16 protein-coding genes and 1 riboswitch are annotated in these 15805 nt (G+C 75.7%); of the genes, 10 read left to right on the top strand and 6 right to left on the bottom strand.

Features of this window, described 5'->3' with window-relative positions; all coding sequences use genetic code 11:
- Positions 1-49 precede the first annotated feature (49 nt).
- The 3 genes from nagA to ACFY07_RS17675 form a co-directional block, all read right to left on the bottom strand.
- Complete coding sequence (gene nagA, locus ACFY07_RS17685) at positions 50-1249, bottom strand: N-acetylglucosamine-6-phosphate deacetylase (RefSeq protein WP_390869486.1); 1200 nt, start codon at positions 1247-1249, stop codon at positions 50-52.
- The gene (locus ACFY07_RS17680; RefSeq protein ID WP_390869485.1) at positions 1246-2253 is read right to left on the bottom strand and encodes an ROK family protein; all 1008 of its coding nucleotides are present in this window, start codon (positions 2251-2253) and stop codon (positions 1246-1248) included. The genes nagA and ACFY07_RS17680 overlap by 4 nt, the downstream gene beginning before the upstream one ends.
- A 325-nt stretch (positions 2254-2578) precedes the next feature.
- Positions 2579-2938, bottom strand: coding sequence for a cupin domain-containing protein (locus tag ACFY07_RS17675; RefSeq protein WP_390869484.1), 360 nt, complete (start codon positions 2936-2938; stop codon positions 2579-2581).
- A 117-nt stretch (positions 2939-3055) separates the two neighbouring features.
- Between ACFY07_RS17675 and ACFY07_RS17670 the strand changes: the two genes are divergently transcribed.
- Positions 3056-3289 carry a DUF3263 domain-containing protein gene (locus ACFY07_RS17670; protein WP_230746981.1) on the top strand — a complete coding sequence of 78 codons (234 nt, stop codon included), beginning with the start codon at positions 3056-3058 and terminating at the stop codon, positions 3287-3289.
- Positions 3290-3432: 143 nt separating this feature from the next.
- Positions 3433-4287 carry a trehalose-phosphatase gene (gene otsB / locus ACFY07_RS17665; RefSeq protein WP_390869483.1) on the top strand — a complete coding sequence of 285 codons (855 nt, stop codon included), beginning with the start codon at positions 3433-3435 and terminating at the stop codon, positions 4285-4287.
- Between the two features lie 55 nt (positions 4288-4342).
- Here the strand turns inward: otsB and ACFY07_RS17660 are convergent, their stop codons facing one another.
- Positions 4343-5836 (bottom strand): trehalose-6-phosphate synthase, encoded by a 1494-nt coding sequence (locus tag ACFY07_RS17660; RefSeq protein WP_390869482.1) that lies wholly within the window; start codon positions 5834-5836, stop codon positions 4343-4345.
- Positions 5837-5877: 41 nt separating this feature from the next.
- Positions 5878-6891, bottom strand: coding sequence for a glucosyl-3-phosphoglycerate synthase (locus ACFY07_RS17655; protein ID WP_390869481.1), 1014 nt, complete (start codon positions 6889-6891; stop codon positions 5878-5880).
- A gap of 167 nt (positions 6892-7058) precedes the next feature.
- Positions 7059-7196: riboswitch (SAM riboswitch) on the top strand.
- Positions 7197-7212: 16 nt separating this feature from the next.
- Here ACFY07_RS17655 and thrC point away from each other — a divergent pair.
- The 7 genes from thrC to ACFY07_RS17620 all read left to right on the top strand — a co-directional run bounded on the left by thrC (position 7213) and on the right by ACFY07_RS17620 (position 14355).
- Positions 7213-8517: a threonine synthase gene (gene thrC / locus ACFY07_RS17650; protein ID WP_390869480.1), complete on the top strand. Its 1305-nt coding sequence runs from the start codon at positions 7213-7215 to the stop codon at positions 8515-8517.
- A complete protein-coding gene (locus ACFY07_RS17645) occupies positions 8514-8792 on the top strand; it encodes a MoaD/ThiS family protein (RefSeq protein WP_390869479.1) in 279 nt (92 codons plus the stop codon). Before thrC ends, ACFY07_RS17645 begins: the two co-directional genes overlap by 4 nt.
- 721 nt (positions 8793-9513) lie before the next feature.
- Complete coding sequence (locus tag ACFY07_RS17640) at positions 9514-9717, top strand: cold-shock protein (protein WP_009339379.1); 204 nt, start codon at positions 9514-9516, stop codon at positions 9715-9717.
- A 460-nt stretch (positions 9718-10177) separates the two neighbouring features.
- Positions 10178-11800 carry a chaperonin GroEL gene (groL, locus tag ACFY07_RS17635; RefSeq protein WP_390869478.1) on the top strand — a complete coding sequence of 541 codons (1623 nt, stop codon included), beginning with the start codon at positions 10178-10180 and terminating at the stop codon, positions 11798-11800.
- Between the two features lie 233 nt (positions 11801-12033).
- Entirely contained in the window at positions 12034-13410 is a 1377-nt protein-coding gene (locus tag ACFY07_RS17630) for an NADP-dependent succinic semialdehyde dehydrogenase (RefSeq protein ID WP_390869477.1), read from the top strand.
- Between the two features lie 259 nt (positions 13411-13669).
- Positions 13670-14017 (top strand): hypothetical protein, encoded by a 348-nt coding sequence (locus ACFY07_RS17625; RefSeq protein WP_390869629.1) that lies wholly within the window; start codon positions 13670-13672, stop codon positions 14015-14017.
- On the top strand, positions 14014-14355 hold the full coding sequence (locus tag ACFY07_RS17620) for a DUF4031 domain-containing protein (protein ID WP_390869476.1): 342 nt from the start codon (positions 14014-14016) through the stop codon (positions 14353-14355). Before ACFY07_RS17625 ends, ACFY07_RS17620 begins: the two co-directional genes overlap by 4 nt.
- Positions 14356-14362: 7 nt before the next feature.
- Here the strand turns inward: ACFY07_RS17620 and ACFY07_RS17615 are convergent, their stop codons facing one another.
- Positions 14363-15202 (bottom strand): alpha/beta fold hydrolase, encoded by an 840-nt coding sequence (locus tag ACFY07_RS17615; protein ID WP_390869475.1) that lies wholly within the window; start codon positions 15200-15202, stop codon positions 14363-14365.
- A gap of 88 nt (positions 15203-15290) precedes the next feature.
- On the opposite strand from ACFY07_RS17615, the gene ACFY07_RS17610 reads away from it, so the two are divergent.
- Positions 15291-15776 carry a MarR family winged helix-turn-helix transcriptional regulator gene (locus tag ACFY07_RS17610; RefSeq protein ID WP_390869474.1) on the top strand — a complete coding sequence of 162 codons (486 nt, stop codon included), beginning with the start codon at positions 15291-15293 and terminating at the stop codon, positions 15774-15776.
- Positions 15777-15805: the final 29 nt, after the last annotated feature.

Below are 15805 nucleotides of genomic sequence, written 5' to 3'. Positions count from 1 at the left end.
CGACGTCACAGGGCGCCCCCGGACCGCACGGTCCGGGGGCGCCGGTGCGTCAGGCCGCGCGGACCGGTGCGAGGCGGCCGGCGCCGGTGACCCAGCGCCCGCGGCGCATCACCGCGACCAGGTCGTAGGACGCGGAGTCCAGGACCACCAGGTCCGCGTACCGGCCGGCCTCCAGCGAGCCGACGTCGGCGGAGAGGCCCAGCAGCGCGGCCGGGTTGGCCGACAGCATCCGCACCGCGTCGGTGAGGGAGAACCCGGCGACGGTGACGGCCCGTCGGAAGGCGGTGTCCAGGGTGAGGGTCGATCCCGCGATGGCGCCGCCCCCGACGAGGCGGGCCACGCCGCCCGACACCTCGACCTCCAGCGGCCCCAGCGGGTAGCGCCCGTCGCCCATGCCCGCCGCACCCATGGCGTCGGTGACGAGGGCGACCCGTGAGGCGCCCGCCGCACCGGCGGCGAGCCGCAGGACGGCGGGGTGCAGGTGGACGCCGTCGTTCACCAGCTCCACCGTCACCCGCTCGTCCTCCAGCAGCGCCACCACCGGGCCCGGCTCGCGGTGGTGGACCGCGGGCATCGCGTTGAAGAGGTGCGTGGCGACGGTGGCGCCCGCGTCGACCGCCCGCAGGGTGGTGGCGTGGTCGGCGTCGGTGTGGCCGACGGCGGCGGCCACGCCGAGGTCGGCGAGCAGCCGCACCGACTCCAGGCCGCCGGGCAGCTCCGGTGCGAGGGTGACCATGCGGGCGGTGCCCCGGGCGGCCTCCACCAGGCGGCGGACCACCGCCGGGTCCGGGTCGCGCAGCAGGTCCGGCCGGTGGGCGCCGCACCGGCCGCGGGCGATGAACGGCCCCTCGAAGTGGACGCCCGCCAGGACGCCGTCCTCGACCAGTTCGGAGAGGACCGCCGCCTGGCGGCAGAGCTCGTCGAGCTCCCCGGTGACGGTGCTCGCCATGGTCGTGGTGGTGCCGTGCTCCAGGTGGGTGCGGGCGGCGCGCAGCGCCTCCTCGGCGTCCCCGGAGGCGTAGGAGGCGCCGCCGCCGCCGTGGACGTGCAGGTCCACGAAGCCGGGGACCACCGTGCGGCCGGCCAGGTCCAGCGCGCCCGGCAGGGGGTCGGGGCCCGCCGGGCCGGAGGCGGTGATGCGGCCGCCCTCGACGGCCAGCACCCCGTCCTCGACGACGCCGGACGGGAGGACCAGCCGGGCGCCGGCCAGCACGGTGCGGTCGGCGCCGGGGCGGATGGGGGCGGTCATGCGGTCACCTCCGGGGTGAGCGGGTCGCGGCCGTGCGGGGCGGGCGCGGACGGGTCGGGGCCGGGCAGGCCGTCGGCGGGCAGGCCGCGGTCGAGCAGGTCGCGGGCGAGCAGGCCCGCGCCCAGGCACGCGGCGCCGTCCCCGAGCGCCGCCGCCACGATCACCGGCGGCACCTGGAACGTGAGCCGTTCCGCCACGGCGGCGCGCAGCGGCCCCAGCAGCGTCTCCCCGGCCCCGGCCAGCCCGCCGCCGACGATCACCGTGGACGGGTCGAGCAGGCTCTGGCAGAGGACGAGGCCGTCGGCGAGGGCGTCGACGGCGGTCCGCCAGACCTCCGCCGCCGCCGGGTCGCCGGCCTCGACGGCGCGGGCGCAGGCGGCGGCGTCGGCCGCCGGGTCGCCGCTCGCGGCCGCCCAGGCCCGGCCGACGGCGGAGGCCGACGCCAGGGTCTCCAGGCAGCCGCGCGCGCCGCAGCCGCACGGCGGTCCGCCGGGGCGCACCACCACGTGCCCGACCTCGCCCCCGTACCCGTGGGCCCCCGCCTCGATGCGGCCGCCGATGCCGATGGCCCCGGCGATGCCGGTGCCCAGCGCGACGAAGAGGAAGCGGTCGACGCCGCGGCCCGCCCCGATCCGGCCCTCGGCGACGCCGCCGGAGCGGACGTCGTGGCCGAGGGCGACCGGAACGCCGCCGAGCCGTTCGGACAGCAGGCGGCGCAGCGGGACGTCGCGCCAGCCGAGGTTGGCGGAGAAGACGGCGGTGCCGCTCCGCTCGTCCAGCGTGCCGGGGACCGCGACGCCGGCCGCGGCGGGCGGGCCGCCGTGGCGGGTGCGGGCCTCCTCGGCGAGGTCGGCGGCGAAGTCGAGGACGGCGGCGACCACGGCGTCGGGCCCGTGCTCCCGGCCGGTGGGGCGGCGGGCCTGGTGGAGCGGCGTGCCGTCGGCGGCGACCAGGGCCGCCTTCATGCCGGTGCCGCCCACATCGAGTGCGAGGACGTGGGTCACGGGGACAGTCTGTCCCGGTTGCCGGGCAGAGGTCTAGTCCAGTTCGGTGATTGGTCTGGTCCACACCCGGCCGGCCGCACCCCGCCCGGACGGGTGTGCGGACCGGCGCGCGGCCCGGACCGTACGGGAACGGCCCGGGGGCGGCACACCGTGCGTGTGCCGCCCCCGGGCCGTCGCGGGCCGCGCCGGGCCGGGCCGAAGGTGCGCTCCCCCCGGGCCGGAGCGGGCCGGTCCCTGTCCGTCCGCGGGGCCTCCCGGGCCCTCCCGGCCCTCGTCCGTCCGTGCCCCCGTGCCCCTGCGGCCCCGGGCGGGGCCGCCCCGCCGGTCAGGGCAGGGTGACCTGGTACACCTCGCGCAGCGTCTCGTGGACGGTCCGCACCGTGCGGTCCCCGGCCCGCAGCACCGCCGCGTCGCCCGGCCCCAGCTCCAGCACCGGGCCGCCCTCCACCTCCACCGCGGCGCGTCCCTCCAGCACCACGAACAGCTCGTCCGCCTCGGTGTCCGTCACCATGCCCGGCGTGATCTGCCACACGCCCCGGACCACCCTCCCGTCCGGGGACTCCCCCAGCACCCGTCCGGACACCTCGGGGCTGCCGGAGACGACCTGCCCCGGGTCCAGGGGCTCGGGATCCAGCTCCAGGTCGGGGACGTGCACGGCGAAACCCGGCGCGGGTGCGATGCTCATGGGCAGGGAGGCCAGCCGCCGCCGGACGCCCCGGGCAGGAGCAGAGTGCGTCAGAGGCGGCGGGCAGAATGACAGGTCGTACCGCAGTTCGTGCCGTCGGACCGGGAGGAGGCCCTGATGGACGCCTCGCCCCTCAGTGACCGCGACCGCGCGGTCCTCGCCCTCGAGGCGCGCCAGTGGCGCACGCCGGGCGCCAAGGAGCAGGCCATCCGGGAGGAGCTCGGCATCTCCCCGGCCCGCTACTACCAGCTGCTGGGCGGCCTGCTGGACCGCCCCGAGGCGCTCGCCCACGCGCCGGTGCTCGTCAACCGCCTCCGCCGGATCCGCGAGTCGCGCCGCGGCCACCGCTGAGCGGCCGCCCGGCCGCCGCGGCCCCGGGGGCCGCGGCGGCGGCCGGTCCGCTGCGGCGGCCGTGCCGCCCCGGGCCCGGGCGGCACGCCCGGCATCCGCCGCGCCCGGGCTTGACCGCCCCCCGCGTGGGTAGTGTCGCCGACATGGGCATCCCCGAGCCGACCACCGCCGCAGGGGCGGAGGGTCTCGCCGTGCTGGCCGCGGACCCGTCGCACGCCGTCGTCGCCCTCGACTTCGACGGCACCCTGGCCCCCATCGTCCCCGACCCCGACAGCGCGCGCGCCCACCCCGGCGCCGTGCCCGCGCTGGCCCGGCTGGCCCCGCTGGTGGGCGCCGTCGCCGTCGTCACCGGCCGCCCGGCCGGCGTCGCCGTGCGGTACGGGGGCTTCGCCGGCGTGCCCGGCCTGGAGCACCTGGTCGTCCTCGGCCACTACGGCGCCGAGCGGTGGGACGCCGTCACCGGCGAGGTCCGGGCCCCCGGCGTCCACCCGGGCGTCGCCGCCGTCCGCGCCGAGCTGCCCGGGTTCCTCGACCGGATCGGCGCCTGGGAGGGCACCTGGGTGGAGGACAAGGGCCGCGCGGTCGCCGTCCACACCCGCCGCACCGAGGACCCCGACACCGCCCTGGCGCAGCTGCGCGAACCCCTGCTGCGCCTGGCCGGGGAGCACGGCCTGGTGGGCGAGCCCGGCCGCATGGTGCTGGAGCTGCGCCCGCCCGGGGTCGACAAGGGCGTGGCGCTCGGCGACTTCCTGCACGAGCGCAAGGCCCGGTCGGTGCTCTACGCGGGCGACGACCTGGGCGACCTGGCGGCCTACGCCGCCGTCGAGCAGCTGCGCGGCGAGGGCGTCCCCGGACTGCTGGTCTGCAGCGCCACCGCCGACGGCGAGGCGCCCGTCCGGGAGCTCCAGGAGCGCGCCGACCTTGTCGTCCCCGGCCCGGCGGGCGTGGTCGCCCTGCTCGACGCCCTCGCGGACGTCCTGGGGGCGCCCCGCGCGTAGTCCGCACGGCCGACGTGCCCGGGCCGCCCCGGGCACGCCGGCCGTCCGGCCCCGCTCAGCCGCGCAGCGCCGCCAGCTGGTCCAGGAACCACTGCTGGGGCGGCAGCGCCGTCGCCGCGGCGGCGAGCCGCTTGCTGCGGTCGGTCCGCTCGGAGGCGGGCATGGACAGCGCCCGGTGCAGCGCCTCCGCCGTGGCGACCACGTCGTAGGGGTTGACGGTGACCGCGTCCTCGCCCAGCTCGGCGTGGGCGCCCGCCTCCCGGGAGAGCACCAGGGCGCAGCCCTGGTCGGAGACCACCGGGATCTCCTTGGCGACGAGGTTCATGCCGTCCCGGATCGGGTTGACCAGCGCCACGTCGGCCAGCCGGTAGGCGGCCAGCGACCGCGGGAAGTCGTCCTCGACGTGCAGGATCAGCGGCTGCCAGCCCTCGGTGCCGAACTCGTCGTTGACCTCCCGCGCGATCCGCTGCACGGCGGCCGTGTACTCGCGGTACTCCGGCAGGTCGTGCCGCGAGGGGTAGGCGAACGCGACGTGCACCACCCGGTCGTGCCACTCGGGGCGGGTGCGCAGCAGGTGCCGGTAGGCGAGCAGGCCGCGCACGATGTTCTTCGACAGCTCGGTGCGGTCCACCCGGACCACCACCCTGCGGTCGCCCACGGCCTCACGCAGCGTCGCCAGCCGGGAGTCGACGTCGGGCCGGTGCGCCCGCTCCCGCAGGAAGTCCGCGTCGGCGCCCAGTCCGTGCACACCGATGCGGGTGGTCCGGCCCCCGTGGACGATCCGCAGGTCGCCGCCGTCGGCGGGCCGCTCCACCCGGGCCCCCAGGACGTCCTCGCAGCAGTCGGCGAAGGCGTCCGCCCAGCGGCGGGTGAGGAAGGCCGCCCGGTCGGCGCCCAGGATGCCGGTGAGCACCTCGCGCGCCACGTCGTCGGGCAGCATCCGGTAGTAGTCCGGCGGCGCCCACGGCGTGTGCGAGAAGTGCCCGATCCGCAGGTCCGGGCGGCGTTCGCGGAGCAGGCCGGGCACCAGCGTGAGGTGGTAGTCCTGCACCAGGACCGCCGCCCCCTCGGCGGCCTCCTCGGCGAGGGCGTCGGCGAAGGCGGCGTTGTACGTCTCGTACGACGCCCACTCCTTGCGGAACCGCTCGTCGAAGTCGGGCGCGACGGGGGTGTTGTACAGCAGGTGGTGGACGAACCAGAGCGTGGAGTTGGCGATGCCGTTGTAGGCGCGGGCGAAGGTGCCGGGGTCGATGTCCAGCATGCGGACGGACTGGCCGCCGGTGTCGTGCCCGGCCCGGTCCAGGCGGCCCGAGGGGGCCTGGCGGGCCGCAGTGCGGTCGCCCTCGGTGAGGGCCGCGCAGACCCAGACGGCGTCCGTGTCCCCGATCGCGGACAGCCCGGAGACGAGCCCCCCGCCGCCCCGCTTCAGCGACAGCCCCCCGTCGTCCCCGACGGTGAAGGACACCGGCCCTCTGTTCGAGGCCACCAGGACGGGCGCGCCGCCGCGGGCGGGGGCGGGGAGATCGGGACGTGCTGCGGTCTCGGCCATGCCCCGTACCTTGCCGTGCGGGGTGACCTGCAAACCCGTCGCTACGCCGCGCGCCGGGCCCGGTACTCCGGGACACCGGCCATCGGCGGCCGCTCCAGCACCGGGACGGGGTGCGTGTGGGGGACGAACCCGCCGCCCCCGCCCCCCTCCGGCGCCCCGTCGGCCGCGCGGGAGAACTGGGTGAGCAGCGGCCGCACCAGCCCCTCCTCGTCGCCCTTGAGCCGGCCCGTGCGCACCAGCCGCTCCAGCGCGGTGCGGTAGATGGTGGCCGCCATCCGGCCGAGGGCCTGGCCGTCCTGGTGGCGGTGGTGGCGCACGCCGACGTCGACCTGGGCGAGCGCGTCCAGGCCCGCCTCGTCCAGCGCGTCCACCAGCAGGCCCAGCTCCACGCCGTACCCGGTGGGGAAGTGCAGCCGCTCCAGCAGCGACCGGCGGGCCGCGTACTCGCCGCCGAGCGGCTGGACGAAGCCGGCCAGCTGCGGCCAGTGCAGGTTCAGCAGCGGTCGCGCCACCAGCTCGGTCACCCGGCCGCCGCCGGCCGGCACCACCGCGCCGCCGGCCTCCAGCGGCCGGTCGTACATGGCCTTCACCAGCTGGATCCCGGGGTCGGTCAGCAGCGGGCCGACCGTGCCGGAGACGAGGTCGGCGGAGAACTCCCGCAGGTCGGCGTCGACGAAGCAGACGATCTCGCCGGAGGTCGCCAGCAGCGACCGCCACAGCACCTCGCCCTTGCCGGGCACCGCCGGGACCCGCGGCAGCACCGTGTCGCGGTGCACCACCCGGGCGCCGGCCGCCTCCGCGACCGCCGCGGTGCGGTCGGTGGAGCCGGAGTCCAGCACCACCAGGTCGTCCACCAGCGGCGCCCGCTCCACCAGCTCCCGGCGGATCACCGAGACGATCTCCCCGACCGTCGACTCCTCGTCCAGCGCGGGGAGGACCACGCTGACGGTGCCCGCGGGGCCGGCCGCCTCCTTGGCCGCCAGCAGCGTGCCCAGCGGCCGGTCGGCGGCGGACCAGGACCGGCGGCGAAGCCAGTCCTCCACCTCGTCGAGCACTCGTGTCCCTCTCGTCGCTCCGGTCCGGTGACGGCCCGGCGGTCCGTCTCGCGTGGCGGACGCCCCCTGTCCACGGCGGGACCGTCCGTTACAGTCTTGAACAAGCGGTACGACCCTCGCACGCCGGGGTCGGCCGCGGACAAACGCGCCCGCCACGGGTGCCACACAGCTCATCCAGAGGGACTGAGGGAACGGCCCGGTGAAGTCCCGGCAACCCTCCACCGGCTTCGCACCATGCGCGGGGCCCCGGTGGACAGGGTGCCAATTCCGTCCCGCGGCGAGACGCGCCGCGGGGAAGATGAGGAGAGAGGCCTCGCCACCATGGCTGTGCAGACCGCCGCATCCGCGGCACCCGCCCCCACCGCCGGTCCCGGCCCCGCCGTCGACCTCGGCCCCGCCGTCGCGCTGTCCTGCCGCGAGTGCGGCGCCCGCGCGCCGCTCGGCCCGAGCTTCGCCTGCCCCGAGTGTTTCGGGCCGCTGGAGGTCGCCTACGACCTGCCCGGCGGCGATCCCGAGGAACTGCGCCGGCGGATCGAGTCCGGCCCCACCAGCATCTGGCGCTACGCCCCGCTGCTGCCCGTCCCCGCCGACGCCGCCTCCCACCCGGGCCTGCACCCGGGCTGGACCCGGCTCGTCCGGGCCGACAACCTGGCCGCCGAGCTGGGGATCACCGGCGGCCTCCACGTCAAGGACGACTCCGGCAACCCCACCCACTCCTTCAAGGACCGGGTGGTCGCGATCGCCGTCGAGGCGGCCCGCGCCTTCGGCTTCACCACCCTCTCCTGCTCCTCCACCGGCAACCTCGCCGGCGCGGTGGGCGCCGCCGCGGCCCGGGCGGGCCTGCGGTCCTGCGTCTTCATCCCGCACGACCTGGAGGCGGGCAAGGTCGTGATGGCCGCCGTCTACGGCGGCGAGCTGGTGGCCATCGAGGGCTCGTACGACGACGTCAACCGCTTCTGCTCGGAGCTGATCGGCGACCCGGCCGGCGAGGGCTGGGGCTTCGTCAACGTCAACCTGCGCCCGTACTACGCCGAGGGCTCCAAGACCCTGGCGTACGAGATCTGCGAGCAGCTCGGCTGGCGGATCCCGGACCAGCTCGTCGTCCCGGTGGCGTCCGGCTCCCAGCTCACCAAGATCGACAAGGGGCTGAGGGAGCTGATCGCCCTCGGCCTCGTCGAGGACCGGCCGTACCGGATCTTCGCCGCCCAGGCCACCGGCTGCTCGCCCGTCGCCGCCGCGTACAAGGCCGGGCACGACGTGGTCCGCCCCGTGCGGCCCGACACCATCGCCAAGTCGCTGGCGATCGGCAACCCCGCGGACGGCCCCTACGTGCTGGACATCGCCCGCCGCACCGGCGGAGCCGTCGAGGACGTCTCCGACGCCGAGGTGGTCGACGCCATCCGCCTGCTCGCCCGCACCGAGGGCGTCTTCGCCGAGACCGCCGGCGGCGTCACCGTCGGCGTGCTGCGCAAGCTGCTGGAGCAGGGCGTCCTCGACCCCGCCGCCGAGACCGTGGTGCTCAACACCGGCGACGGCCTCAAGACCCTCGACGCGGTCGCCGGCAGCGGCCCGACCGCGACCATCCGACCCACCCTTGCTTCCTTCCGAGAGGCCGGCCTCGCATGAGCGTCAACGTCCGCATCCCGACCATCCTGCGCACCTACACCGGCGGCGCCGCCGAGGTCACGGCCGAGGGCGCGACCCTCGCCGAGGTCGTCGAGGACCTGGAGGCCAGCCACACCGGCATCCGGGCCCGCCTGCTGGACGACGCCGGGAAGCTGCGCCGCTTCGTGAACGTCTACGTCAACGACGACGACGTGCGGTTCGCCGACGGGCTGGGCACCGCCACGCCGGACGGCGCCGGGGTCTCCATCATCCCGGCCGTCGCCGGCGGCTGCTGAGCCGGCGCGGCGCGGGGCCGGGGGCCGGGCGGACCACCACGGGTGGTCCGCCCGGCCCCCGGCCTTCTCCGTGCCCGCGCGCCCCCGTGCCCGCGCGCCCCCGTGCCCGCGCGCCCCCGGGCCCGCGCGCCCCCGGGCCGGACGGCCGCGGTTTCCGCACCGGGCGGCGCCGCATCGGTCGGCCGCGCACCGGACAACTCCGTATTCGACGTCGTCGCAAGCGGAAAAAGGGCTGTGAGGATGATGTGCGGCGCGCAGGTTTGAATGCCGGAAGCGCGGTACAGTTGCTCCGGTCGACGGCGGTCCGTTCCACGGCACAGGAGAACGGCCCCACCCCTTTCTGTACCGCCGTCCCGCGTTCCAAACCTTCACCGCCGCACCGCGCAACGCCCCCCGTATGTCCGTCTCCTGAGACGGTGAGGCGCCGCGTGATGCCCGTGCGTCATGGACGCGTCTGTTTTTGCGGTGCGAAATGTCGCGAAGGTCCGCCATGTCCGGCCCGTATTGCCATGCGCTGCGGTATTTGGACGGGAATATCCGACACCGCCCCTTCCGATTTCTCGTCCATTTGACCTGTTGCACAGGGCGTCGATGCGGATACATTCAGCCGCGGTCGACACGTTCACCCGCTCAGGCTCTGCTTCGGGGGGCTGCGGTGGTCGGTCGTCCCGGGTCCGCGGAGTGCGGGTCCGTGAAAGGGCCAGTACTAGGGGAGTTTGGAATGGCTCAGGGCACCGTCAAGTGGTTCAACGCGGAGAAGGGGTACGGCTTCATCGCGGTCGACGGTGGTGCGGACGTGTTCGTCCACTACAGCGCGATCCAGATGGACGGCTACCGCACCCTCGAGGAGGGCCAGCGGGTCGAGTTCGAGATCTCTCAGGGCCAGAAGGGCCCGCAGGCGGACATGGTCCGCCTGGCCGGCTGACCAGCCGGACGGTCTCGCCGCCGACCACGGCCACCGACCGGAGAAGCGCCCGGACCGACGTGCCCGGCGAGTGCTCCACACGGTCCTCTGCGGGCCCGCACCCGATCGCCTCGGGTGCGGGCCCGCAGCCGTGCCCGGACGCGGCCCGGCCTCCGCGCCCGCTCCCGGTGCGTCCCGCCCCGCTCCCGCCGCCGCCGCCCCGCCGCCGCCCCGCCGCCGTCCGGGGCGTGTCCGCGGAGTGCCGCCAGTCGCTTGCACTCGGGGCGGGTGAGTGCTAATCATTGCGTTAGCACTCTGAGGTTGAGAGTGACAGCGGACCGGGTCGGTGAGGCCTCCGGGGCGGTGGGGAAAGGACCCACGCGGCCAGGGGACCGTCCGTCGCGGGCGCCTGCGCGGTCCGGAGCATGCCACCCCTTCCCCCGACCCAGGCCGGGGGGATCCCCATGGAGGACCATCCCACATGGCCAAGATCATCGCGTTCGACGAGGAAGCGCGCCGCGGCCTCGAGCGCGGCATGAACCAGCTCGCCGACGCCGTCAAGGTCACGCTGGGCCCCAAGGGCCGCAACGTCGTTCTTGAGAAGAAGTGGGGCGCCCCCACGATCACCAACGACGGTGTCTCCATCGCCAAGGAGATCGAGCTCGAGGACCCCTACGAGAAGATCGGCGCGGAGCTCGTCAAGGAGGTCGCCAAGAAGACCGACGACGTCGCGGGCGACGGCACCACCACCGCCACCGTGCTCGCCCAGGCGCTCGTCCGCGAGGGCCTGCGCAACGTCGCCGCCGGCGCCAACCCGATGGCCCTCAAGCGCGGCATCGAGAAGGCCGTCGAGGCCGTCTCCGCCCAGCTGCTCGAGCAGGCCAAGGACGTGGAGACCCGCGAGCAGATCGCCTCCACCGCGTCGATCTCCGCCGCCGACACCCAGATCGGCGAGCTCATCGCCGAGGCGATGGACAAGGTCGGCAAGGAAGGCGTCATCACCGTCGAGGAGAGCAACACCTTCGGCCTGGAGCTCGAGCTCACCGAGGGCATGCGCTTCGACAAGGGCTACATCTCCGCCTACTTCGCCACCGACCTGGAGCGGATGGAGGCGTCCTTCGACGACCCCTACATCCTGATCGCCAACTCCAAGATCGGCTCGGTCAAGGACCTCCTCCCCATCCTCGAGAAGGTCATGCAGAGCGGCAAGCCGCTGCTGATCATCGCCGAGGACGTCGAGGGCGAGGCCCTGTCGACCCTGGTCGTCAACAAGATCCGCGGCACCTTCAAGTCCGTCGCCGTCAAGGCCCCGGGCTTCGGCGACCGCCGCAAGGCCATGCTGGGCGACATCGCCATCCTCACCGGCGGCCAGGTCATCTCCGAGGAGGTCGGCCTCAAGCTGGAGAACGCCGGTCTGGAGCTCCTCGGCCGCGCCCGCAAGGTCGTCATCACCAAGGACGAGACCACCATCGTCGACGGTGCCGGCGACGCGGACCAGATCCAGGGCCGCGTGAACCAGATCCGCGCCGAGATCGAGAACTCCGACTCGGACTACGACCGCGAGAAGCTCCAGGAGCGCCTCGCCAAGCTGGCCGGCGGCGTCGCCGTCATCAAGGCCGGCGCGGCCACCGAGGTGGAGCTCAAGGAGCGCAAGCACCGCATCGAGGACGCGGTGCGCAACGCCAAGGCCGCCGTCGAGGAGGGCATCGTCGCCGGCGGTGGCGTGGCCCTGCTCCAGGCCGGTGTGGCGTTCGAGAAGCTCGAGCTGGAGGGCGACGAGGCCACCGGCGCCAACATCGTCAAGGTCGCGCTCGAGGCCCCGATCAAGCAGATCTCGGTCAACGCCGGCCTCGAGGGCGGCGTCGTGGTGGAGAAGGTGCGCAACCTCCCCGCCGGCCACGGCCTGAACGCCGCCACGGGCGAGTACGTCGACCTGGTCGCCGAGGGCATCATCGACCCGGCCAAGGTCACCCGCTCCGCCCTGCAGAACGCGGCCTCCATCGCCGCGCTCTTCCTCACCACCGAGGCCGTCATCGCCGACAAGCCGGAGAAGGCCGCCGCGCCGGCCGGCGGCGGCATGCCGGGCGGTGACATGGACTTCTGATCCCCCGCGGACCAGAGGCTCCAGAGCCGTACCGGAGGGCGGCTCCCCGACACCGGGGAGCCGCCCTCCGGCGTTCCCCGGCCCGGGCCGCCCCGGGGCCGCCGGCCGGGCGACGCCCGCGCTTCACCCCGCACACAGCGGGAAGGAGGCCCCGGGCGGCGCCCGCGCGCCGCCCGGGGCGCCCGCCGGGCGCCCCGCACTGCGCACGCACCTCCCGAGGAGGACGGACCGCCATGGCCATCGCATCGGTGAACCCCGCGACGGGGGAGACCCTCAGGACCTTCGAGCCGCTGGGCGGTCCGGGCGTCGAGGAGCGGATCGCCCGCGCCCACCACGCCTTCCTCGCCCACCGGCGCACCTCCTTCGCCGACCGCGCCGAGCGGATGCGCCGGGCCGCCGACCTGCTGGAGGCCGAGCAGGACGCGATCGCCCGCACCATGACCGCCGAGATGGGCAAGCCGCTCGCACAGGCCCGCGCGGAGGCCGCCAAGTGCGCCACCGCCATGCGCTTCTACGCCGACCACGCCGAGGGCTTCCTCGCGCCGGAGCCGCTGGCGGACCCGTCCGCCGTCAAGGCCTCGCGGGCGGAGACCCGCTGGCAGCCGCTCGGCGTCGTCCTCGCCGTGATGCCGTGGAACTTCCCGCTCTGGCAGGTGGTCCGGTTCGCCGCCCCCGCCCTCATGGCGGGCAACACCGGCCTGCTCAAGCACGCCTCCAACGTGCCGCAGACCGCCCTCTACCTGGAGGACCTCTTCCTGCGGGCCGGCTTCGCCGAGGGCTGCTTCCAGACCCTGCTGATCGGGTCGAAGGAGGTCGAGGCGGTGCTGCGCGACCCCCGGGTCGCCGCCGCCACCCTCACCGGCAGCGAGCCCGCCGGGCGGGCGGTCGCCGCCGTCGCGGGCGACGAGATCAAGAAGACCGTGCTGGAGCTCGGCGGCAGCGACCCCTTCGTCGTGATGCCCTCCGCCGACCTCGACGCCGCCGTCGCCGCCGCGGTCACCGGCCGCACCCAGAACAACGGCCAGTCCTGCATCGCCGCCAAGCGCTTCATCGTCCACCGGGACGTCTACGACGCCTTCGCCGAGCGCTTCACCGCGCGGATGCGGGACCTGCGGGTCGGCGACCCCATGGACGAGAAGACCGAGGTGGGGCCGCTCGCCACCGAGCAGGGCCGCGCCGACGTGGAGGAGCTGGTCGCCGACGCCGTCGAGGCGGGCGCCACCGTGCTCTGCGGCGGGGAGCGGCCCGACGGGCCGGGCTGGTTCTACCCGCCGACCGTCCTCGCCGACATCACGCCCGAGATGCGCATCGCCCAGGAGGAGGTCTTCGGCCCGGTCGCCTCGCTCTACCGGGTCGGCTCCGCCGAGGAGGCGGTGGCGGTGGCCAACGCCACCTCCTTCGGCCTGGGGTCCGCGGCCTGGACGCAGGACCCGGCCGAGCAGGAGCTGTTCACCGCCGAGCTGGAGGCGGGCGCCGTCTTCGTCAACGGCATGGTGGCCTCGTACCCGCAGCTGCCGTTCGGCGGGATCCGGCGCTCGGGCTACGGCCGGGAGCTGGCGGCGCTCGGCATCCGGGAGTTCTGCAACGCCAAGACGGTCTGGGCGGGCTGAGGGCGGGGGCCGGAGGGCCGGGCCGCCACCCCCGTGCGCGGCCCGGCCCTCCGGCTTCCCCCCGCCCGCCCCGCCCGCCCCGCCGGCGGTGCGGGCCGCCGGCGGTGCGGCCCGGCTGTCGGTGCGGCGGGGGACAATGGGACGCATGTCCGCCGAGCCCGGCCCCGAGAGCCCCCAGCCGTCCGAGAACCCCCAGCCGTCCGAGAACCCCCAGCCGTCCGAGAACCCCCAGCCGTCCGAGAACCCCGCCGGCCCCGACCTGGAGGCGGCGCTGCACGCCGCGCGCGCCTCCATCCTCGCCGACCTCACCGCCCGCGACGTCTGCGACGCCACCGTGGTCTCGCTGGTCGAGGACGCGGTGGCCCACCGCCGCTGGTGGGCCGAGCAGTGGCCGGACGGCGCCGCCTTCCTCCTCGGCCTCGTCGCCCAGGACGTCCAGGACGCCCTGCTGGAGGCGTACGGCCGGTGGCCGCTCTGCACGGTCCACGCCGCCGAGGGCGACCCGCACGCCCTGGCCGTCGAGCCCGAGCTCGGCCCCGACCCGCACTGGGTGTGCGGCAAGGAGGGCGCCGTGGTCGCCCCCGTCGGCGGGCTGGGCGCCGCGTGATCCTGGTCGACCCCCCTGCCTGGCCCGGCCACGGGCGCCTCTGGTCGCACCTGGTCAGCGACGTCTCGTACGCCGAGCTGCACGCCTTCGCCGCGCGGCTCGGCGTCCCCCGGCGCGGTTTCGAGCGCGACCACTACGACGTCCCCGAGCACCTCTACGCCGACGCGGTGCGGCTGGGCGCGGTGCCGGTCGGCAGCAGGGAGCTGGTGGCCCGCCTCACCGCGGCCGGGCTCCGCCGCCGCAAGGGCGGCGGAGCGGCCGAAGGGGCCGCCCCGACGCCCGTGCCGGCCCCCACCCCGGCGCCCGTGCCCGTCCCCTCGTCGGGCCCGGCGGGGTGACGGAGGGTCAGCCCGTCTCCGGCAGGCCGGCCACGAACTCCGCGACGGTCCGGGCGAAGGCGTCCGGCCGCTCCATGTGGACGTAGTGCCCGGCGTCCTCGAAGGTCACGGCGCGGCCGTCGGCCACCGCGTGGACGAGGTCGTCGGCCTGGCGGATGTAGTCGGGGACGTCGAGGCCGCCGTGGACGGCCAGGACGGGCACGGCGATCCCCTTGACGCGCGTCACGGTGCCGTCGACGGCGACCGTGTGGTTCGGCTCGTCGGGGGTGTGCTTGGAGAGGGTCCGCACGGCCGACTCCCGGATCCGCCGCAGCACGTCGGGGTCGACCTCGCCGACCGCCCGGTGCGGGCCGGCCGCCCAGCGGACGAACCCGTCGAGCCAGCCGGCCGCGTCGCCCTCCGCCAGCGCGCGGAACTGCTCGTTCCGGAGGTCCTCGCCCCAGGGGTCGCGCTGCTCGGGTTCGGCCCCGGTGCCGGCGCCGCTGACGACGAGCGCCCGCACCAGCTCCGGGTGCTCCAGGACGGTCTCCACCGCGATCATCGCCCCCATCGACACGCCGACGAGGACGGCGGGCCCGGTGCCGAGGTGCCGCAGCAGTGCGGCGAGGTCGTCGGTCTGGCGGAACGGTCCGCTCGCGTTGGCGGACGCGCCGTGCCCGCGGGCGTCCGGCACCACCACCCGGTGGTCCCGGGCGAGGAGGGGCACCACGTCGTCCCAGGTGGTGCCGTCCACGAAGCCGCTGTGCAGCAGGACCACCACCGGCCCGCCGGTGCCGGTGCCGGTGTCGCGGTAGGCGAGGGGGCCGTCCCCGGAGTCGAACGAGAACACGTCGGAAGCGTCAGTCATGACAACCAAGGTGTCATGAATGGCGGATGATGACAACCCAGGTGTCATCTTTCCCGGATATTGGCAACCCAGGTGTCATGATGGGCGGGTGACCGACACCGACCCGCCCCTCGCCCCCGACGACTTGGCGCCCCGGCTCATGGACGTGTTCGCGCTGGTGGGACCGCTGTACCGCAGGGTGCAGCGCAGGATCGAGCAGGACGCGACGGCCCCCGGGGTCTCCGTGGGCGTCCGCGCCGTCCTGGACCTGCTCCGCGAGCACGGGCCCCTGACCGTCCCGCAGATGGGCCGCGCCCAGTCCATCAGCCGCCAGTTCGTGCAGCGCATGGTGAACGACGCCGCGGCGCACGGCCTCGTCGAGGCCGTGCCGAACCCCGCCCACCGGCGGTCCCCGCTCATCCGGCTCACCGACGCCGGACGGGCGGCCATCACCGCCGTGGTCGACCACGAGCACGCCCTGCTGCGCCGGGCGGCCGGCCTCACCGACGCCGAGGTCGCGGCCTGCGTGAAGGTCCTCTCCCGCCTGCTCGACCTCTTCGACGACGTCGACGTCGACGCCCACCCGGACTGCTGAGGTTCGCCGCCCCCGCCCTCCGTCCGCCC

Source organism: Streptomyces sp. NPDC001380, from assembly GCF_042895785.1.
In the GTDB taxonomy this organism is placed as follows: domain Bacteria; phylum Actinomycetota; class Actinomycetes; order Streptomycetales; family Streptomycetaceae; genus Peterkaempfera.
Note: the sequence above shows the minus strand (reverse complement) of the source record. Positions and strands in the feature narration are given on the sequence as shown.